Origin of the sequence: Pseudomonas sp. B40(2017) (assembly GCF_002112855.1) — a bacterium.
Classification (GTDB): domain Bacteria; phylum Pseudomonadota; class Gammaproteobacteria; order Pseudomonadales; family Pseudomonadaceae; genus Aquipseudomonas; species Aquipseudomonas pharyngis.
This window is the reverse complement of the sequence record NZ_NEIT01000004.1, coordinates 671,541-692,748: the sequence shown is the minus strand read 5'-3', so window position 1 is coordinate 692,748 and position 21,208 is coordinate 671,541. Positions and strand designations below refer to the sequence as shown.

The window sequence follows — 21,208 nt, the reverse complement described above, 5'->3', positions numbered from 1 at the left end:
AAGGATTACAAAGCCCGATTTGCGACAACGGCCACAGCGAAACTCATGTTTCGGTAGCCATTGCCGCGGGCTGTGCTTTACAGCCCCTCCAGCTCCGCCATCAGATCATTCAGGCGATCAACCTTTTCCTCGGTAATGTCGCTGGCCGCCAGCCCTTCGATGTACCCGGCCAGTTCCTCCACCGTGCTGCATTCGAACATCGCTCGCAGCGGCACGTCCCGTTGCAGGGCTTTCTGCACCCGCGAGGCGATTTGCGTGGCGAGCAGCGAATGGCCGCCGAGTTCGAAGAAGTTGTCGCGTACCCCGACCTTCTCGACCTTCAGCACCTCGGCCCAGACATCGGCCAGGGTCTGTTCCAGTTCGCTGCGCGGCGCCAGGTAATCCTGGCTCTGCAGCTGGCCGATCTCCAGCGCCGGCAAGGCCTTGCGGTCGAGTTTGCCGTTGGCGTTGAGCGGCAAGCGGTCGAGCCACAACCAGTGCAGCGGCACCATGTATTCCGGCAGTTCGGCGCGCAGGCGCTGCTTGATTCGCTCCAGCCGTTCGCTTTGGTTCAGTGCAGAATCGGAGGCGACCAGATAGCCGACCAGATGCTTGCCATTGACGCCTTCCTGCACGCCGACCGCGCCGTCACGGACTTCCGGTTGCTCGTGCAGACGCGCCTCGATTTCACCCAGTTCGATCCGGTAACCGCGGATCTTCACTTGATGGTCGACCCGACCGACGTACTCCAGCACCCCGTCACTGCGACGGCGCGCCAGGTCACCGGTGCGATACAGACGCTCACCCGGCGCGCCGAACGGATTCGGCACAAACACCGGCGCGGTGCGCAGCGGATCGCTGACATAACCACGACCGACCCCGGTGCCCGCCACGCACAACTCGCCCACCGCACCTAGCGGCACCAGATCCAGCGCGCCGTCGAGCAGGTACAGCAAATTGTTGTCGGTCGGCGTACCGATCGGCAGGTAACTGCCGCGAGTCGAGGCGAGGTCGACGCGGAAGAACGCCACGTCGTCCGAGCATTCCGCCGGGCCATAGGCGTTGACCAGACCGATCTCCGGATAACGCAGCAGCCATTGATGCGCCAGTTCCGGCGGCATTGCTTCACCGGTCGGCAACATCCAGCGCAGCCCGTCGAGGCTCAGGCGATCCGAAGCGAGCATGCCCTGAATCAACGACGGCACGCTTTCCAGCACGGTGATGCCCTGCTGCTGCACATGCACCAGCAGACCTTGCGGATCGTGGGCGATGGTGTTCGGCACGATGTCCACCCGCGCCCCGAACAGCGGCGCGGCGAGGAATTGCCAGACCGAAATGTCGAAACTTTGCGAAGCGGTCTGGGCGATCACATCGGCGTCGCTCAGGTTCAGGTACGGCACCTTGCTCAACTGGTTGTTGAGCATGCCGCGCTGCTCGACCATCACGCCTTTCGGCAATCCGGTGGAGCCCGAGGTGTAGATCACGTAGGCCAGATTGTCCGGGCCGCTGAAGATGCCCGGATTCGCCGACGATACCGCGCCGACCTGAACCTCCTCCCACACCAGCAAGCGTGGGCGGTTGGCGCAGCTGAACTCATCCAGCAAGGTCGTCGCCTGTTCACGGCAAGCCTCGGTGCACACCAGCACCGGCGTGCGGCTGAGCTCGATGATCCGCTGCAGACGCTGGCTCGGCAGGCCCGGATCCAGCGGCAGGTAACCGGCACCGGCCTTGAAGCTGCCGATGATCATGCCCAGTAGATCCAGATTCCGTTCACCCAGCAACGCCACCGGTTGATCCATCTGCACTTCGGCCGCGACCAGTGCATGACCGAGACAGTTGGCGTTCTGGTTCAGCTCGGCATAGCTCAGTTGCTGATCGAGGCAACTGGCGGCGATGCGTTGCGGATGTTGCGCGACCTGCGCTTCGAACAGTTCGACGTAGCTCTGCTCCAGCGGATAGTCGTGCTCACTCTGGTTGCAGCCGTGGAGCAGGAAGTCCTGTTCCTCTTGGCCCAGCAGCGGCAGGTCGGCCATGTCGCCATGGAAACCCTCGACCAGCGCCAGCAACAGACGCTTGAACTCGCCGAGCATGCGCTCGATGGTCGACTCGTCGAAGTAACGCTGGTCGTAGGACAGATGCAGACCGAGGTCGTCACCCGGATAGCAAACGGCGGTCAGCGGGAAGTTGGTGTGGGTACGGCCCGAGTCCGAGGTCGCATTGAGGCTCTGCGCACGGTCCAGTACCGACACTTCCACCGGGGCGTTTTCGAACACGAACAGGCTGTCGAACAGTGGTTGGCCTTTCGGCAGTTCGCTCTGCTCCTGAATGTTCACCAGTGGCAGGTATTCGTACTCGCGCAGTTGCATGTTGCTGTCGAGCAGACCGCTCAACCACTGGCGCACGCTGACACGCTGATCGTCCGCCGGGATCTGCACCCGCAGCGCGATGCTGTTGATGAACAGGCCGACGGTGCGTTGCATCTCCGGCATTTCCACCGGGCGACCGGCCACGGTCACGCCGAACAGCACGTCGCGATCTCCGCTCATGCGGCGCAGCACCAGCGCCCACGCCGCCTGGGCGAAGGTGTTGATGGTCAGCTGATGGGCCTGGGCCAGCTCACGCAGACGGGCGCCGTCCTCGACATTCAGTCGGGTGTAGCGATCGCCGACGATCATGCCGCCGCTTTCGCCGGCGTGCTCACGCAGGAACGGACGGTCACTCGGGATCGGCGTGGTGCGCTCGAACCCCTGCAGGTTCTGCTGCCACCACTGACGCGCTTCGGCCAGGCTCTGGCGTTGCAGCCAGCCGATGTAATCGCGATAACGCGGCGGCACCGCCAATTGTGCTTCGCGACCTTCGCCGAGGGCGGTGTAGATCTCGAAGAAATCGTTCATCAGCAGCGAGCGGCACCAGGCATCGATGAGGATGTGGTGGTTGCTCATCATGAACCAGTAACGCGCCGCGCCGACCTTGATCAGGCGCAGGTGAAACGGTGCCTGATTGAGCAGATCGAACCCGGCCTCGCGTTCGGTCTTGAGCAGCGCTTGCAGTTTCGGCTCCTGCTCGGCGTCGGCGATGGCGCTCCAGTCCAGGTACTCGATCGGCGTGCGCCCCGGCGTATGAATCACTTGCAGCATGTCTTCGCCGACGTTCCAGCAGAACGAGGCACGCAGCGCTTCGTGACGGGCGACCACCGCTTGCCACGCCTGGGCGAAACGCTCGGGATCGAGTTCGCTGTTGATGCGGTAGCGATCCTGCATGTAGTACAGACCGGTGCCCGGTTCGAGCAAGGTGTGCAGCAGCATGCCTTCCTGCATCGGCGTCAGCGGGTACACGTCTTCAATGTGCGACGCCGGCACCGGCAGTGCGTCGAGCTGCGCCTGGGTCAGTTTTGCCAGCGGGAAGTCCGACGGCGTCAGGCCACCGGCCTCGTCCTGCAGGCAATGTTCGATCAGGCTCTGCAACTCGCCGACGTAGGCATCGGCCAAGTCGTTGATGGTCTGCGCGTCGTAGCGTTCGGCGCTGAAGGTCCAGCGCAGCAGCAGTTCCCCGCCATACACCTGACTGTCGACACTCAACTCGTTCGGCAACGGTGCGTGCGGATCGTGGGCGGCGCCGACCGACTCATCCAGCGGACGGAACAGCGCGTCGCTGCCGAAACTCTGGTCGAACTGGCCGAGGTAGTTGAAGGTGATCGGCGCACTCGGCAACGTCGCCATGCTCTGACGGCTGGCGTCATCGGCCAGATAACGCAGCACGCCATAGCCCAGCCCCTTGTGCGGCACGGCGCGCAGTTGCTCCTTGATCGCCTTGATCGAAGCGCCCTGCCCCGCAGCCTCTTCGATATTGTGCGGGGTCAGGCGCAGCGGATAGGCGCTGGTAAACCAGCCGACGGTGCGGGTCAGGTCGATCTCGTCGAACAGGGTTTCGCGGCCGTGGCCTTCCAGTTGAATCAGCGCTGACGGCTGCCCGCTCCAGCGGCACAGCACGCGGGCCAGCGCGGTCAGCAACAGGTCGTTGACCTGCGTGCGGTAGGCGCTCGGTGCCTGTTGCAGCAGTTGCCTGGTGCGCTCGCCATCCAGACGCACGCTGACGGTTTGCGCATGGCGATTCTCGCGACCGCCCTCAGGGTGTTCGCACGGCAAGTCGGCATTCGGGCCGGCCAGGTGCGCCTGCCACCAGCTCAATTCTTCACGCAGGGATTCGCTGCCGGCGTAAGCCTGCAAGCGTGCCGCCCAGTCCTTGAAGGCGCTGGTTTTCGCCGGCAGTTTCACCGACTGATCGGCATCGAGCTGGCGATACACGGTTTGCAGATCGTCGAGCAGAACGCGCCACGACACACCGTCAACCACCAGGTGATGGATCGCGATGAACAGTCGTTGTTGAGCGTCCGGCCCATCGACCAGCACTGCGCGCAAAAGCGGACCCTGGGTGAGGTCGAGACTGCGCTGAGCATCGGCGAACAGCTCGGTGCACTTGTCCATCGACGGCACGCGAACCTGCCATAGCACGGCGGCATCGGTGACCGTTTGATGGGTTGCCTGCCATGCGCCGTTGACCTCGATGAAGCGCAGACGCAAGGCGTCATGCTGCTCGATCACCGCCAACAGTGCTTGCTCCAGACGATGCGGTTCCAGCGCCATAGTCGGCTCCAGCAGCAACGCCTGGTTCCAGTGCTGACGCTCGGGAATCTCGGTGTCGAAGAACCAGTGCTGGATCGGCGTCAGACGCGATTCACCCGTTACCAGACCTTGCTCAGCGGTCACGGTTTCACTGCGGCTGGCAACAGCGGCCAGAGTCTGCACGGTCTGATGCTGGAACAGGTCGCGCGGGCTGAAGTGAATGCCCTGCTGGCGCGCGCGGCTGACCACTTGAATCGACAGGATCGAGTCGCCGCCCAGTTCGAAGAAGTTGTCGTTGAGGCCGACCTGCTCGACGTTGAGCACTTCGCACCAGATCTGCGCCAGGGTTTGCTCAAGCTCGTTGCTTGGCGCCACGTAATCCTGACGATTGAGCTCCGGATCCGGCGCCGGCAAGGCGCGGCGGTCGAGCTTGCCGTTGGCGGTCAGCGGCATGCTCGCCAGCAGAATCAGATGCGTCGGCACCATGTAGTCCGGCAGTTGCGTCTTCAGGTGCGCCTTGAGGGCGTCGCGCAGTTCGGTCTGCTCGGCTTCGCTTCTCGAAGCGACCTCGGTCACGAGATAGCCGACCAGTTGCTTGCCGCTCGGCGCATCCAGCGCCAGCACCACGGCTTCGCGGATCGAGTCGTGATCGAGCAGGCGGGTTTCGATCTCGCCCAGTTCGATCCGGAAACCACGGATTTTCACCTGATGGTCGATCCGCCCCAGGTATTCCACCAGACCGTCGGCGCGCTGGCGCACCAGGTCGCCGGTGCGGTACATGCGCCCGCCAGCGGCGGCAAACGGGTCGGCGACGAAACGTTCGGCCGTGATGCCCGCACGCTCGTGATACCCCACCGCCAGACCGGCGCCGCCGACGAACAATTCACCGGTCGCGCCTTGCGGCACCAGCGCCAGATCGGCGTCGAGAATGTAGGCTACGCGATCACCGATCACACTGCCGATCGGCACGCTGCCGGCGCCCTCTTCCAGCACTTCCGGCGCAAGGCTGGCCAGCGGCATGACCACGGTTTCGGTGGGGCCGTAAGCGTTGAAGAACAGACTCGGCTTGAACGCCGCGCGAATCCGTTGCAGGTGTTCGCCGGTCAGTGCTTCGCCGCCGGTGATGATCATCCGGACCGGCAAAACCTCGTTTTGCGTCGCGAGGAACTGCGCCAACTGGCTGCCGTAGCTCGGGGTGAAACCGAGAATATTGATCCGGTGTTCACGGATCAGCCCGCAGATTTGTTCCGCGTCCCACTGGCCTTGCGCACGCAGCACCACCTGCGCACCGCTGAGCAGCGGCACCAGCAGACGCTCGGTGGCGGCGTCGAAGTTGATCGAATAGAAGTGCAGTTCGCAGTCGTCCGGGCGCATGCCGAAGCGCTCGATCACAGCTTGGCAGTGCATGGCGATTTCACCGTGGGACACCACCACGCCTTTCGGCTTGCCGGTGGAACCCGAGGTGTAAATCAGGTACGCCTGATGCTGCGGCAGGCTGATGAATGGCAGCTCAGTGGCCGGGTAATCGGCCAGCGCCGCGCTGTCATCCTCCAGGCACCAGCGCGCCACGTTCGGCGGCAGTTCGCCGAGGGCCTTGAACATCGCCCGGTCGCTGAGCAGCAGGCCGACGCCGCTGTCTTCGATCATGTAATGCAGGCGGTCGAGCGGGTATTCCGGGTCCAGCGGCACATAGGCGCCACCGGCCTTGAGGATCGCCAGCAGGCCGACGACCATTTCCAGCGAGCGCTCCAGCGCCAGACCGACCCGCACTTGCGGACCGACACCGCGCTCACGCAGGGCCCAGGCCAGACGATTGGCGCGGGCGTCGAGTTCGGCGTAGCTCAGGGTCTGCCCGGCGAAGGTCAGGGCCGGCGCATCTTTACGCGCCAGCGCCTGCTCGGCGAACAGGTGATGAATGCACTGATCGAGACGACGCTCGCCCGGCTCGACACCGAGGCTGTCGAGCAATTGCTGTTGTTCAGGCGCATCGAGCAACGGCAATTCGCTGAGACGCCGTTGCGGGTTGGCGATCAACGCTTCCAGCAGGTTGCGCCAGTGCCTAGCCATGCGAGCGATGGTCGGCTCGTCGAACAGATCAGTGCTGTAGGTCAGGCAGCAACCGAGGCGATGGTCGAGGTCGGTCACCTCCAGGTTGAGGTCGAACTTGGTCGCCCGCGCATCGTTGGCCAGGTACTCGACGGTCATGCCGGCGAGCATGCGGCTCTGCTGGAATTCCCAGCGCTGCACGTTGCACATCACCTGGAACAGCGGGTTGTAGGCGGCGCTGCGCGGAGGCTGCAACGCCTCCACCAGATGGTCGAACGGCAGGTCCTGATGGGACTGACCTTCGATCACGGTGTGGCGCACCTGCTCGAACAATTCGCCGACCGACATCTGGCCGTCGAGCTGGCAACGCAGCACCTGGGTGTTGAGGAACGCACCGATCAGGCCTTCGCTTTCCGGGCGGATCCGGTTGGCCACCGGCGCGCCGATACGCAGATCGGTCTGGCCGCTGTAGCGGTAAAGCAAGGTCGCGAGTGCAGCAGTCATGGTCATGAACAGGGTCAGACCGTTCTGCGCATTGAACGCCCGGACACGGGCGGCGAGATCGTCACTCAGGTCGAAACGGAACAGCTCGCCCTGATGACTTTGCACCGGCGGACGCGGGCGGTCGCCCGGCAGTTCCAGCAGTGGATGTTCGCGACCTAGCTGCGCGGTCCAGTAGTCGAGCTGACGCTGACGCTCGCCGGACTCCAGCCAGTTGCGCTGCCACACGCTGTAGTCGAGGTATTGCACCGGCAGCGGCTCCAGCGGCGATTCGCGGTCGTCGACGAACGCTTCATAAAGCGCGCTGAGTTCCCGGGCGAAGATGTCCATCGCCCAGCCTTCGGTGACGATGTGGTGCAGGGTCAGGACGAAGTAATGCTCCTGCTCGGCGGTCTTGACCAGGCAGGCGCGCAGCAGCGGGCCGGTCTCGAGATCGAACGGCAGGTGCGCTTCATCGTCGGCCAGTTGCTGGACCTTCTGCTCGCGCACATCGGCGGCGAATTTCGAGAAATCCTTCCAGTCCATACGCACGCCGGTCTCGGCATGCACCTGCTGACGTGCCACGCCGTCGACGCTCGGGAACGTGGTACGCAGGGTTTCGTGACGCAGGATCAGCGCGTGCAGCGCGGCCTCGAAACGCCCGACATCCAGCACGCCACGCAGGCGCGCCATACCGCCGACGTTGTACGCCGGGCTGTCCGGCTCCATCTGCCAGAGGAACCACATGCGCTGCTGCGAATAGGACAGCGGCACCGGTTTGCTGCGATCAACCTTGTCGATCGGCGGCTGCTTGTTGGTGCGGCCGCTGGCCTGGATCTGAAGGATCTGCTCGGCGAAATCACCCAGTTCGCTGTGTTCGAACAAGGCACGCAACGGCAGCTCGACGTCACAGGCCTGACGGGTGCGGGAAATGATTTGCGTGGCCAGCAGCGAGTGACCGCCGAGGGCGAAGAAGTCGTCGCGCAGGCCGACCTGTTTCAGGCCCAGCACTTCGCGCCAGATCGCGGCGATCTGCTGCTCCAGCTCGGTGACCGGCTCGACGTGTTCGCGCACCTGCCATTGCGGTTCGGGCAAGGCGCGGCGGTCGAGTTTGCCGCTCGGGCTCAGGGGCATGGCGTCCAGGCGCATCAGTTGCGCCGGGACCATGTATTCCGGCAGCTCGGCGGACAGTGCGGTTTTCAGGCGAGCGATTCGCCCGTCCTGATCTTCACTGGCGTCGGTGGCGGTGAAGTAGCCGATCAGTTGCGGGCCGGCGACGGTTTCGCGCACCAGCACGGCGGCCTGAGCGACGCCATCCTGAGTGAGCAAACGGGCTTCGATTTCTTCCGGTTCGACGCGGAAACCACGCAGTTTGACCTGCTGATCGAGGCGGCCGAGGTATTCGATCACGCCATCGTTCGTCCAGCGTGCGCGGTCACCGGTGCGGTACAGACGCGCGCCCTGCTCGCCCAGCGGATCGACCACAAAACGCTCGGCGGTCAGCGCCGGACGGCCGAGGTAACCCCGGGCCAGGCCGATGCCGCTGATGCACAGTTCACCCGGCACACCGGCCGGCACAGGATTGAGATCGCTATCGAGCACCCGGCAGACCACGTTGCCCAGCGGACGACCAATCGGCGAACGCTCGCCATCCGCCACGCTGCAATGCCAGTGGGTGACGTTGATCGCGGTTTCGGTCGGGCCGTAACGGTTGTGCAGCTGCACCGCCGGCAGTTGCGCCAACACGCGGTTGCGCAGTTCCGCCGGCAGCGCTTCACCGCCGGAGAAAACCCGGCGCAGGCTGGTGCGTTCGCCGCTCAGTGGTTCATCGATAAACAGAGAAAGCAGCGGCGGCACGAAGTGCAGCGTGGTCACGCCGTATTGCTGAACCAGCTGCGCGATGCGATGCGGATCGCGGTGTTCACCGGGGCCGGCGATCAGCAGGCGCGCGCCGGTAATCAGCGGCCAAAAGCACTCCCACACCGACACGTCGAAACTGATCGGCGCCTTTTGCATCAGCACATCGGTTTCATTCAGGCGATAAGTGTTCTGCATCCATTGCAGACGCTCGGCCAACGCCGCATGCGTGTTGCCCACACCTTTCGGCTGGCCGGTGGAACCGGAGGTGTAAATCACGTAGGCGAGATTGTCGCCGTGCAGGTGCAGGCCCGGTGCCTGGCTCGGCCAGTTCTCCAGGTGCAGGGTGTCCATGGCGATCACGCTGACGCCTTCGCTGGCCGGCAAGCGGTCGAGCAATGCCGTCTGGGTCAGCAGCAGTTCGACGCCGCTGTCGTTGAGCATGTAGGCCAGACGATCGGCCGGGTAATCCGGGTCCAGCGGCACGTAGGCGCCACCGGCCTTGATGATCGCCAGCAGGCCGATCAGCAGTTGCGGCGAACGCTCGGCGGCGATGGCCACGCACACGTCCGGGCCGACGCCCTTGTCGCGCAGGTAATGGGCGAGACGGTTGGCCTGCGCGTGCAGTTCGGCGAAGTCCAGGCTGCCGCCGTCCCACGCCAGCGCGGTGCGATCCGGGGTCTGACGGGCCTGTTCATTCAGCAGTTCCGGCAGCCATTGTTGCGCCGGGGTGCACGGGGCAATGCTCCACGCGTTTTGCTGAGTGTATTCAGTGGCGGTCAGCAGTGGCAGGTCGCCGATGGCTTGGTCCGGACCTTCGCAGACAGCACGCAGCAGGTTGCTGAAATGCTCGGCGAGGCGCTCGATGGTTGCCGCGTCGAACAGCTCATCGGCGTAGTCGAAGGACAGCGTCAGGCGACCGTTGCGGTCTTCTTCACTGTGCAGTTGCAGATCGAACTTGGCCTCGCGGCTGTGCCACGACAGTTCTTCGGCGAGCAGGCCCGGTAGACGTTTGAGCGCACTCAGGTCGCGTTGCTGGTGGTTGAACATGACCTGGAACAGGCCTTGTTCGCGGGCCTGCGGGAAGGCTTCGAGCAGTTGTTCGAACGGCAGGTCCTGATTCGCCTGAGCGCCGAGTACCGCCTGACGGGTTTGCGCCAGCAGTTCGGTGAACGGCAGTCGTGAATCGACGTCGGCACGCAGCACCTGGGTGTTGATGAAGAAGCCGATCAGGCCCTGGGTTTCCAGACGCGGACGGTTGGCGTTGGGCACACCGATGCGGATGTCGCGCTGGCCGCTGTAGCGATGCAGCAGGCTCTGGAAGGCCGAGAGCAGCAGCATGAACGGTGTGGATTGATAGGCCTGGGCCGTCTGGCGAATGGCGTCGCTGAGGCTGATCCCCAGACGAACGCTGTGGCGTGCGGCGCTGTGAATTTGTTTGGCAGAACGCGGATGGTCGGTCGCCAGTTCCAGGGTCGGATGCTCGTCCCCCAACTGCGCTTTCCAGTACGCCAGTTGCCGCTCGCCCTCACCTTGCGCCAGCCATTGGCGCTGCCAACTGCCGTAGTCGGCGTATTGGGTTGGCAGCGGCGCAAGTTCCGCGCGCTGGCCTTGGGACGCGGCGGCGTACAGGCGCGAGAACTCGTCGATCAGCACGTTCAGCGACCAGCCGTCGGCGATGATGTGGTGCAGGGTCACCAGCAACTGGTGATCTTCATCGTCGAGGCGAACCAGCGTCACCCACAGCAGCGGGCCTTTCTCCAGATCGAACCGGGTGCGGGCTTCGTCCTCGCGGATCTGTAGTGCGCGGGCTTCACGTTCGCTGGCCGGCAGGTCGCTGATGTCGATCAGTTGCAGGTTGAACTCGCCCGCCGCTTCGATCTGTTGCAGGGCCGCGCCGTCGCGTTCGAAGAAGCGCGTGCGCAGGGATTCGTGGCGCTCGATCAGTCGCTGGAAACTGGCGCGCAGGGCGTCTTCGTCCAGTTCGCCGCGCAGGCGCAGGGCACCGGGGATGTTGTAGGCGCTACTCTGCGGATCGAGCTGCCAGGTGATCCACAGTCGGTTTTGCGCCAGGGATTGCGGCAAGGCTTCGTTGCGCGACAGTGCGGTGATTTCGCCTTGGGCGCTGCCGCCGTCCTGTTGCTGTTGCGCCACGGCAGCGGCGAATGCGGACAGGGTCGGTGCTTCGAACAGCAGGCGCAGGTTCAGCTCCAGGCTCAGTTCTTCGCGGACCTTGGCGATCACCTGGGCGGCGGCGATCGAGTTGCCGCCGAGCAGGAAGAAATGATCGTCGGCGTTGACCTGTTTGACGTTGAGTTGCTCGGCCCAGACTTTGCCGATCAGCGCTTCCAGTTCGGAGGCGGATGCCGTCGAGTCCAGAGCGATTTCCGCAGTGGCCGACGGGAACACCGCATAGCTGTCGAGGCTGCCGTCGGCCAGGCGATTGCGGCAGGCCGAACGTTGCAGCTTGCCGCTGGAAGTTTTCGGCAGCGCGCCCGGGTTGAGCAGCACCACCACGCTCGGTGCTTCCTGATACGCCTCGGCCACCGCTTGGCGAATGGCTTTGATCAGCGCTTCGGGCGGCAGGATTTTCTGCACGCTGCGGCTGATTTCCGCCGCGATGCCGATGCCCTCCTCGCCATTCTGATTGACCGCAAACGCCGCGACGCGGCCCTTGCGCACCACCTCCACTTCGTTTTCGACCGTCTTCTCGAGGTCCTGCGGATAGAGGTTGTGACCGCGCACGATCAGCATGTCTTTCAAGCGACCGGTGATGAACAGTTCACCTTCGCGAATAAAGCCCAGGTCACCGGTGCGCAGCCAGGTCTGGCCGGCATGCTGGACGAAGGTCTTGGCGCTGGCCTCGGGGTTGCGCCAGTAGCCGAGGGCGATGCTCGGGCCGGCGGCCCAGACTTCACCCACGGCGTTGTCGGCCAGTTCTTCGAGGGTGTTAGGTTCGACGATCAGCACCGCATGTTCCGGCTGACTGATGCCGCAGCTCATGATCGGGCTGCCCTCGCCCGCTTCGGCGCGGTTCTGTGCGAGGGCTTGATCGTCGACGCGCAGTGCAGGAATCCCTTTGCCACGCGGTGTGCCGGCGACGAACAGGGTCGCTTCGGCCAGACCGTAGGAGGCCATGAAGCTGTCTTCGCAAAAACCGCACGCGGTGAATTTCTCGGCGAAGCGTTCGAGGGTGTCGAGACGGATCGGCTCGGAGCCGGAATAGGCCACGCGCCAACGGCTCAGGTCGAGACGCTCCAGCGCCGATTCACTGACTCGTTCGCTGCACAAACGGTAGGCGAAGTCAGGCCCGCCGCTGATGGTGCCGCCGTACTGGCTGATCGCTTCAAGCCAGCGCAACGGCCGGCCGAGGAAATACGCCGGCGACATCAGGATGCACGGCACGCCACTGAAGATCGGTTGCAGCAGACCGCCGATCAGGCCCATGTCGTGGTACAGCGGCAGCCAGCTGACGATCACGTCATCGGGGTTTACGTCGATACCGAAACCGTGGCGGATCAGCAGTTCGTTGGCCACCAGATTGCCGTGGCTGACCTGCACGCCTTTGGGCAGCGCGGTGGAGCCGGACGTGTATTGCAGGAAGGCGATATGGTCTGTCGGCAGGGCCGGCTCGACCCAGCGTTCGGCCAGCGAAGCATCGAGGGTGTCAACGCACAACAGCGGCGGCGCGCCTTCGATTTGCTGCAGGGCGTCGCGCAGGTCGGCGCTGGTCAGCAGCAGGCGCGGCTCGGCGTCGGCGATGATCGACAGCAGGCGTTCCTGATGGTGACGCTTGGCCGATTCCGGCGGATAGGCTGGCACCGCGATCACCCCCGCATACAGGCAACCGAAGAACGCCGCGACGTAATCCGGGCCGCTGGGAAACAGCAACACCGCGCGATCACCGAATCCGGCCTCGGCCTGCAACGCGGCGGCGATGGTGCGCGCGCGCTGATCGAGTTCGCGATAACTGAGCACCACAGCCTGCTCCTCGGTTTCGGCGAGAAAGCGCAAGGCCAGCCGATCCGGCGTCAGGGCCGAACGGCGCTGAAGGGCTTGGACCAGGGTGCTGGGGAGTTCGAACGCGTCGGTCATGAGGTTTCCTGCCTGAATTCGGCTTGCTGGTGGAATCGGGTTGGCTGCGGCATGCCCGTGCAAGGCATGCGGGACACGGTCTTCGCCGACCGTGCAAGGCATTGGAATGCGGTAGGTCCGGGGCTGCGTACCCGGAGCCATTCACCAATGAGAACGGATGACGTCTTGAAATAATTAGTCGGCAGGCTGGATCGCCAACGGGGCTGGGCGCTTGGGCAAGTGCGGCGGCGTGTCGCAGTTCTCAGATCGCACTGTTATGGATCATTAGTTCTCTTTCTCAATTGACAATCATTATCATTCAACATAATTTGTCGCTCGATGTGTAGGACGGCCCCGCCCCCAGGCGTCCCACTAACCTATTGGCAGCAAGGTGATTTCCATGACGGAACAAGTATCCACAAGCAGGTGCGATTCACCGCTACTTCAGGCATTCGTCGACAATCGACTGATTCTGGTCAAGATTGCAGCCCGCATTACCGGCTGCCGGTCACGCGCCGAAGATGTGGTGCAGGATGCGTTCTTCCGACTGCAATCGGCACCGCCGATCACGTCGTCGATCAAGGCCCAGCTGAGTTATCTGTTCCAGATCGTGCGCAATCTGGCGATCGATCACTACCGCAAACAGGCGCTGGAGCAGAAGTACGCCGGCCCCGAGGAGGAAGGGTTGAACGTGGTCATTCAGGGCGCTTCGCCGGAAACCTCACACATCAACTTTTCGACCCTGGAACACATTGCCGACGCGCTGACCGAGCTGCCCAGCCGCACCCGCTATGCGTTCGAGATGTATCGCCTGCACGGCGTGCCGCAGAAGGACATTGCAAAGGAACTCGGCGTTTCGCCGACCCTGGTCAACTTCATGATTCGCGATGCGCTGGTGCATTGCCGCAAGGTGTCCAGCAGCCGCGCCGATACGGTGACCGCAAACCGTCGCTGATAAAAATCGGCCGCAAAAAAAGATCGCAGCCTTCGTCGAAGGGCTGCGATCTTTTTTGTCTTCAGCGAAATATCACACCAGCGTGCAGCGGTCGAAAAAGCGCTCGCGCCCGAGAATCATCAGCGCCGCGCGTTTGTGCGGGAAGTCGAATTCCTTCTCGCAGTGGAAGCACTGGTTGTGCATGTGGCCAATCATTTTCGCGTTGTCGGCACGGGGTTCGGCGACCACCCGCTGCGTGCGCGGATCATCCAGGAACAGATAATGCACCAGCGCCGACAGCCAGCTCGCCACCTTGTGCGGGCCGCGATGGTCTTCTTCCCCGACCAGCATGTGAATGCCGCGATCGTAATTGTCGGCATCGTAGAACGGTGCGATGCGATCTTCCTTGGCCCAGTAGGCTTCGAAATAGGCAAACGGCTGATCATCGAAACAACCGATCAGGGTCAGCGTGTGCGGATCGGCGTCGAGCTTGCTCAGGTACTCGCGATGCTGTTCGAGGCTGCCCTCTTCCTGCCAGAAACTGGCGACTCGCGGGCTGTTCTGCCAGCGATTGAAACGCGCCAGATCCTGCTCGATCTCCACCGTTCGCAGGGAAATCCAGGCACCGAGGCGCGCATCGAAGCGCCGATAAACCTCACCACGCGGTTTCACCGGTCGTAGCGGATGACGCTTGCCGTTGCTGATGACCATCTGCTGCGGATAACTGCCGGTCAGCGAGGCCCCCAGCCACGGTTGCGGCAGTTGCCAGAACAGCGTGCGCTCGCAGCGATATTCGCCCGCCACTTCAGTGCTCACCAGCAAGCCGCTGAGCAAGGCTTCGGTCGGCGCCTGGTCCAGTTGCCAGATCAATTGCTGACGCGCCGGCTCCCGGGCAAACAGCCAATAACAGGCTGCCCACAGCGCCTGGCCTGGCGGCAGCGCGTAGCGTTCATCGATCTGGATCGGCCCCTGACCTTCACGATCGAGGCGCAGGCGAATCAGCGGTTGCCCGTCCAGGCTCAGGCTCAGACGGCTTTCGGTGGCATCGGCTACCAGTTGGCTGCCCGAAGGCAGGGCCAGGGCAGTCAGGTCATTCAGATTGGACATGGGTCGGGCTCACGATAATCGTCGACAGTTCAACGATGGGACGTGAGCCGGGGCGGGAAATTTAGGCCGGACGCGAAAAACCGCAGCTCATTGATGCGGCACCGGCACCACCGCAATCTTGTACGGATCGAAGATCTTCAGCATCTGCCCGTTGTCGCGCAGGCCTTGCAGCAGTTTGCCGAACGCCTCGCCGGTAATCGGTGCCTCTGGCCTGAGAATCGCGTAATGGTGGTAGATCTGGTCGATGCGCTGGGACACCAGCAACTCGTCGCGCACTTTTTCGTTGCGCAGCAGGTAATCGAACAGATACGAGCGGGTCACCAGCGCAATGTCTGCGCGCCCGCGCAAGACCATCAGCAGGTTGCTGTCGTGGGAATAGGTCAGCGTGGCGCTGTAAGTTTCGGCGAGGTACTTGGGATCGGCATTGAAGTTGGCGAATTCGTAGTGATAGCCGCTGTACAGCGCCAGCCGTTTACCCTTGAGATCGGCGAAGTAATTCTGCTGGCGACCGGGCTTGTTCTGCGCGACGAAAATCTCTGCGTCCTCAAGCCCCATGTCGACGGTGATGTGGGGAATGTCTTTCCAGCCCCACTCAGGGTTTTCGAAGATCGCCATGTCAGTGCGGCTGTCCTTGAAATCGCCGAACCGGCGAGGAATCGAGGTGGGCACCAGTTCGAAGCGATAGTCGCTCTGGGCGCTGTTCAAAGCCGCGACCAGTTCGGGCAGCAGGCCGGTGTCGGCGCCATTTTCCGGGCGAATGGTATAGGGCGGAAAATGCGCCGCGCCCACTCGAACCACCTGCGCCGCCGGAGCGGGCAATACCCATAGTGCAGCCAGCGCTGCGAGCATCAGCCCGGCGGCCGTCCGAATTGGCGAAGACTTCAAAACACCCCACTCCCCGAAAAAGTACCGATCATTGCATTCAAGCTAGGCGGTTTCGCCAAGTTAGCCAGTTTCCCGGCCCGATAGAAAGCGCCTAGCGCTCTTCGAGCACCAGAATCAGCGCTTCTTCGGCCAGTTGATCCAGGCTCAGGCTGCCGCCGGCACGGAACCAGGTGGTGGTCCAGGACAGCGCACCCGTGAGAAAACGTCGGGTAATGAACACGTCACCACGGATGAACCCCGCCTCCTTGGCCTCGCCCAGCACTTGCAGCCAGAGGTCTTCGTAGATGTCGCGCAGCGCCAGCACTTTGGCCTGACCGTCCTCGGACAGCGAGCGCCATTCATACACCAGCACCGCCATCGCCTCGCCGCTGCCGCCCATGATCGACTGCAATTCGCAGCGGATCAGCGCCAGCACCCGCTCGCGCACATCGGCGGCATCGGCAAGGGCTGCGCGCATCAGCGCGGTGTTGTAGCGGATGGTTTCCTCCATCACCGCCCGCAGGATTTCATCCTTGCTCTTGAAGTGATGAAAGATACTGCCGGACTGGATCCCCACGGCACCGGCCAGATCGCGCACGGTGGTGCGCTCGTAGCCTTTGTTGCGGAACAGGTGGGCCGCCACTTGCAGCAATTTGCCGCGAGCGCTGTCCGGATCGGTCAGCTGGCCGGCGTCGACCAGTTCACGCATGACCCTCAGGGCTTTTTGCTCGTCCACCCGTTCTCTCCTACAGTCGATCAGTCAAATGCGCCGCACGCCGCAGAAACGGCGGGGTTGCGCGGGCAATTTAAGCCGCCGGCGGTGACCAAGCAAGCGCTTGGGCAGAAGATAATTTCAGCTGTTTACAAACCAAGCGCTTGCTTGGTAGCCTCGATGCACTTCTGTCACAGGTTCCTGAGTCGGAGATCAAAATGCCCACCACGGTTCGCATCGGATGCGCCAGCGCATTCTGGGGAGACACTTCCACCGCTGCCGCGCAGCTCGTGGCCGGAGGACAGCTGGATTATCTGGTCTTCGACTACCTCGCCGAAATCACCATGTCGATCATGGCCGGCGCCCGCATGAAGGATCCGCAGGCCGGGTTCGCCGGCGATTTCATCGAAGTCCTCGCGCCCCTGCTGCCGCAACTGGCCGAACAGAACATTCGCGTCATCAGCAATGCCGGCGGGGTCAATCCAAAGGCCTGCGCCGCCGCGCTGCAAGCGGCCTGCGACAAGGCTGGCGTGGCGCTGAAGATCGCCGTGCTTCTAGGCGATGACCTGCAACCCCAGTTCAAACAACTCGCCACCCAAGGCATCACGGAAATGTTCAGCGGCGCCCCGCTGCCGCCGATGTGCGTGTCGACCAACGCTTACCTCGGCGCGCCGGGCATTGTCGAAGCACTGCGCCTGGGCGCCGACATCGTCATCACCGGCCGGGTGGTCGACAGCGCAGTGGTCAGCGCCGCGCTGGTGCATGAATTCGACTGGTCGTGGCACGACTACGACAAACTCGCGCAAGCCGCCCTGGCCGGGCACATCATCGAATGTGGCGCGCAGTGCACCGGCGGTAATTTCACCGACTGGCGCGACGTGCCGGACTACGAACACATCGGTTTCCCGATCGTCGAGGTCAGCGCCGACGGTCAGTTCATCGTCAGCAAACCCGAGGGCTCCGGTGGACTGGTCACGCCGCTGACGGTCGGCGAGCAAATGCTCTACGAAATCGGCGATCCGCAGGCTTATCTGCTACCCGATGTGGTCTGCGATTTCAGCCAGGTAAAACTCCAGCAACAAGGCAAGAACGCCGTTCGGGTCCACGGCGCCAAAGGCTTGCCACCCAGCGACCAATACAAGGTCAGCGCAACGTATCCGGACGGTTTCCGTTGCACCGCCAGTTGCCTGATCGCCGGCATCGATGCGGTGGAAAAAGCCCGGCGCGTCAGCCAGGCGATCCTCGACAAGACCTCGGAAATGCTCGACCAGAAAGGATTGGGGCCCTACACCGAAACCCACGTCGAACTGCTCGGCAGCGAAGCCACCTACGGTCCTCACGGTCAGCGCCGGGACAGTCGCGAAGTGGTGATCAAACTCGCCGTGCGTCACCCGAACAAACAAGCCTTGATCCTGTTCTCCCGGGAGATCGCACAGGCCGCCACCGGCATGGCGCCGGGCCTCACCGGTATCGTCGGCGGGCGGCCGACGGTGTATCCGCTGATCCGGCTGTTCTCGTTCCTGATCGACAAAAGCGCCTGCACATTGCAGATCGACATCGCCGGCGAATCTCACCCGTTCGCCCTCCCCGCCCCCACCGCCCTCGACAGTCAGGATCTGCCCCTGCCCCATGAAACGCCCAAGCCCCAGGGCCGCGCCGACGCGAGCGTGCCATTGGTGAAACTGGCCGTGGCGCGCTCCGGCGACAAGGGCAATCACAGCAACATCGGCGTCATGCCGCGCCGTCCCGAATACCTGCCGTGGATCGCCGAGGCGCTGACCCCGGCGGTGGTCGTCGACTGGATGAACCATGTCCTCGATCCGATTCACGGCCGGGTCGAACGCTGGTATCTGCCGGGCACCCACAGCCTCAACTTCCTGCTGGAAAACGCCCTCGGTGGCGGCGGCGTGGCGAGTCTGCGCATCGACCCGCAAGGCAAGGCTTTCGCCCAACAACTACTGGAAATCCAGATCCCGGTGCCGCAGAGCATCGCCGAACAGTTCGACTAGAGGATTGGCACCATGGCGTTCGAATCGATTTTCAGGGCTGACCTGTTCAGCGGCCAGACCGTCATCGTCACCGGCGGCGGCAGTGGCATCGGGCGTTGCACCGCCCATGAACTGGCGGCGCTCGGGGCTAACGTGGTGCTGGTCGGACGCAAGCCGGAAAAGCTGCAAACCGTCGCCGCCGAAATCGCCGAGGATGGCGGTCGCGCCCACTGGAAGGCCTGCGATATCCGTGACGAAGAAGCGGTGAAGGCGCTGGTCAGCGAACTGATCCGTGAACACGGGCCGATCCACGGGCTGGTCAACAATGCCGGTGGCCAGTACCCCTCGCCCCTGGCCTCGATCAATCAGAAAGGTTTCGAAACCGTGCTGCGCACCAATCTGGTCGGCGGTTTCCTGATGGCCCGCGAGGTATTCAATCAGTCGATGAGCAAACACGGCGGCAACATCGTCAACATGCTCGCCGACATGTGGGGCGGTATGCCGGGCATGGGCCACTCCGGCGCCGCGCGTGCGGGCATGGACAATTTCACCAAAACCGCAGCCTTCGAATGGGGTTATGCCGGTGTTCGGGTGAATGCAGTGGCGCCGGGCTGGATCGCTTCCAGCGGCATGGACACCTATGAAGGCGCGTTCAAAGCGGTGATCCCGACCTTGCGCGAACACGTGCCGCTCAAGCGCATCGGCACCGAATCGGAAGTCAGCGCGGCGATCGTGTTTCTGCTCAGCCCGGCTGCCGCGTTCATCAGCGGCAGCACCTTGCGCATCGACGGTGCGGCCAGCCTGGGCAGTCGCGCCTGGCCGTTGCACAAGGCGACCCACAGCGAATCCTTCAACGGTTTTCACCGGGCCTATATGCCGGATGTCTTGAAGGACAAGGAGTAAGCCATGCCGGTCATTCAATCCCGACTCGACCCGCACAGCGAAGCCTTCGCCCGCAACCGCGCAGCGATGCTCACCGCCATCGAGCAAGTCCAGCAACTCGAACAGAACCTGCTGAACAAGGCGACCGAGGCCAAGCCGAAATTCGATAAACGTGGACAACTGTTGCCCCGCGAACGCCTGAATTTGTTGCTCGACCCCGGCGCGCCATTCCTCGAACTGGCGAGCCTGGCCGGCTATAAACTGCACGACGACAAGGACGGCAGTTCGGCCGGTGGCGGCTTGATCGCCGGCATCGGTTACGTGTCCGGCGTGCGCGCCTTGATCGTGGCGAACAACAGCGCGATCAAGGGCGGAACGATTTCCCCGTCAGGCCTGGAAAAATCCCTGCGCCTGCAACAGATCGCCCAGGAAAACAAACTGCCGGTGATCACCCTCGCCGAAAGTGGCGGCGCCAACCTCAACTACGCGGCGGAAATTTTCGTCGAAGGCGCGCGCAGTTTTGCCAATCAGGCGCGGATGTCGGCCATGGGTTTGCCGCAGATCACCGTGGTACACGGTTCGGCCACCGCTGGCGGTGCCTATCAGCCGGGGCTGTCGGATTATGTGGTGGTGGTGCGCGGCAAGGCCAAGCTGTTTCTCGCCGGTCCCCCATTGCTTAAAGCGGCGACCGGTGAAGTCGCCACCGACGAAGAACTGGGCGGCGCCGAGATGCACGCGCAAGTCGCCGGCACCGCCGAATACCTGGCCGAAAACGATGCCGACGGCGTGCGTCAGGTGCGGGAAATCGTCAGCCTGCTGAACTGGAACGAGCAACTGCCGTGGCTGCCTGAGCCGCCATTCAAGGAGCCGTTGTACCCCATCGACGAACTGCTCGGGCTGATCCCGGACGACCCGAAAAAACCCTACGACGTGCGCGAAATCATTGCGCGGATCGCCGACGAATCGCGCTTCCTGGAGTTCAAGGGCGAGTTCGATCAGCAGACCATTTGTGGCCACCTGAAGATTCAGGGGCGCGCCTGCGGTTTCATCGGCAACAACGGCCCGATCACGCCCAACGGCGCGAGCAAGGCGGCGCAGTTCATTCAACTGTGTGACCAGAGCCAGACGCCGCTGCTGTTTTTCCACAACACCACCGGGTTCATGGTCGGCACCGAATCGGAACAGCACGGCGTGATCAAGCACGGCTCCAAATTGATCCAGGCCGTGGCCAATGCACGGGTGCCGAAACTGACGATCGTGGTCGGCGGCTCCTACGGCGCAGGCAACTACGCGATGTGCGGACGCGGGCTCGATCCGCGCTTCATCTTCGCCTGGCCCAACAGCCGCACGGCGGTGATGGGTGGCGCCCAGGCCGGCAAGGTGCTGCGCATCGTCACCGAAGCCAAACAGCTCAAGGACGGTCTGGTGCCCGATCCGAAAATGCTCGACATGCTGGAGCAGGTCACCGCGCAGAAACTCGACAGCCAGTCCACCGCCCTCTACGGCAGCGCCAACCTGTGGGACGACGGGCTGATCGATCCACGCGACACCCGCACCCTGCTCGGTTACCTGCTGGACATCTGCCACGAAGCCGATATCCGCACGTTGCAACCCAACAGCTTCGGCGTCAGCCGGTTCTGATCGCCACGGATTAAAGGAGAAC

8 protein-coding genes are annotated in these 21,208 nt (G+C 63.4%); 4 read left to right on the top strand and 4 right to left on the bottom strand.

Annotation, left to right across the window (positions count from 1 at the left end; genetic code table 11):
* Nucleotides 1-77 precede the first annotated feature (77 nt).
* Nucleotides 78-13,079 (bottom strand): non-ribosomal peptide synthetase, encoded by a 13,002-nt coding sequence (locus CAF76_RS13920; protein ID WP_085647590.1) that lies wholly within the window; start codon nt 13,077-13,079, stop codon nt 78-80.
* 379 nt (nt 13,080-13,458) lie between these two features.
* On the opposite strand from CAF76_RS13920, the gene CAF76_RS13915 reads away from it, so the two are divergent.
* A complete protein-coding gene (locus CAF76_RS13915) occupies nt 13,459-14,013 on the top strand; it encodes an RNA polymerase factor sigma-70 (protein WP_085647589.1) in 555 nt (184 codons plus the stop codon).
* Between the two features lie 72 nt (nt 14,014-14,085).
* On the opposite strand, the gene CAF76_RS13910 is transcribed toward CAF76_RS13915, so the two are convergent.
* The 3 genes from CAF76_RS13910 to CAF76_RS13900 all read right to left on the bottom strand — a co-directional run bounded on the left by CAF76_RS13910 (nt 14,086) and on the right by CAF76_RS13900 (nt 16,699).
* Entirely contained in the window at nt 14,086-15,099 is a 1,014-nt protein-coding gene (locus CAF76_RS13910; RefSeq protein WP_064598244.1) for a GNAT family N-acetyltransferase, read from the bottom strand.
* A gap of 87 nt (nt 15,100-15,186) precedes the next feature.
* On the bottom strand, nt 15,187-15,984 hold the full coding sequence (locus CAF76_RS13905) for an ABC transporter substrate-binding protein (RefSeq protein WP_085647588.1): 798 nt from the start codon (nt 15,982-15,984) through the stop codon (nt 15,187-15,189).
* 91 nt (nt 15,985-16,075) lie between these two features.
* Entirely contained in the window at nt 16,076-16,699 is a 624-nt protein-coding gene (locus tag CAF76_RS13900; RefSeq protein WP_007955773.1) for a TetR/AcrR family transcriptional regulator, read from the bottom strand.
* 194 nt (nt 16,700-16,893) lie between these two features.
* Between CAF76_RS13900 and CAF76_RS13895 the strand changes: the two genes are divergently transcribed.
* The 3 genes from CAF76_RS13895 to atuC are packed head-to-tail and all read left to right on the top strand — an operon-like array spanning nt 16,894 to nt 21,186.
* Nucleotides 16,894-18,684: an acyclic terpene utilization AtuA family protein gene (locus CAF76_RS13895; protein ID WP_085647587.1), complete on the top strand. Its 1,791-nt coding sequence runs from the start codon at nt 16,894-16,896 to the stop codon at nt 18,682-18,684.
* Nucleotides 18,685-18,696: 12 nt separating this feature from the next.
* Nucleotides 18,697-19,566 carry an SDR family oxidoreductase gene (locus tag CAF76_RS13890; RefSeq protein ID WP_085647586.1) on the top strand — a complete coding sequence of 290 codons (870 nt, stop codon included), beginning with the start codon at nt 18,697-18,699 and terminating at the stop codon, nt 19,564-19,566.
* A 3-nt stretch (nt 19,567-19,569) separates the two neighbouring features.
* Entirely contained in the window at nt 19,570-21,186 is a 1,617-nt protein-coding gene (gene atuC / locus CAF76_RS13885; protein ID WP_085647585.1) for a geranyl-CoA carboxylase subunit beta, read from the top strand.
* The last annotated feature ends 22 nt before the right edge of the window (nt 21,187-21,208 follow it).

Coding starts and splice junctions, on each gene's coding strand:
- CAF76_RS13920 (WP_085647590.1), bottom strand. CDS start 13,079: ATGACCGACGCGTTCGAACTCCCCAGCACCCTGGTCCAAGCCCTTCAG.
- CAF76_RS13915 (WP_085647589.1), top strand. CDS start 13,459: ATGACGGAACAAGTATCCACAAGCAGGTGCGATTCACCGCTACTTCAG.
- CAF76_RS13910 (WP_064598244.1), bottom strand. CDS start 15,099: ATGTCCAATCTGAATGACCTGACTGCCCTGGCCCTGCCTTCGGGCAGC.
- CAF76_RS13895 (WP_085647587.1), top strand. CDS start 16,894: ATGCCCACCACGGTTCGCATCGGATGCGCCAGCGCATTCTGGGGAGAC.
- CAF76_RS13890 (WP_085647586.1), top strand. CDS start 18,697: ATGGCGTTCGAATCGATTTTCAGGGCTGACCTGTTCAGCGGCCAGACC.
- atuC (WP_085647585.1), top strand. CDS start 19,570: ATGCCGGTCATTCAATCCCGACTCGACCCGCACAGCGAAGCCTTCGCC.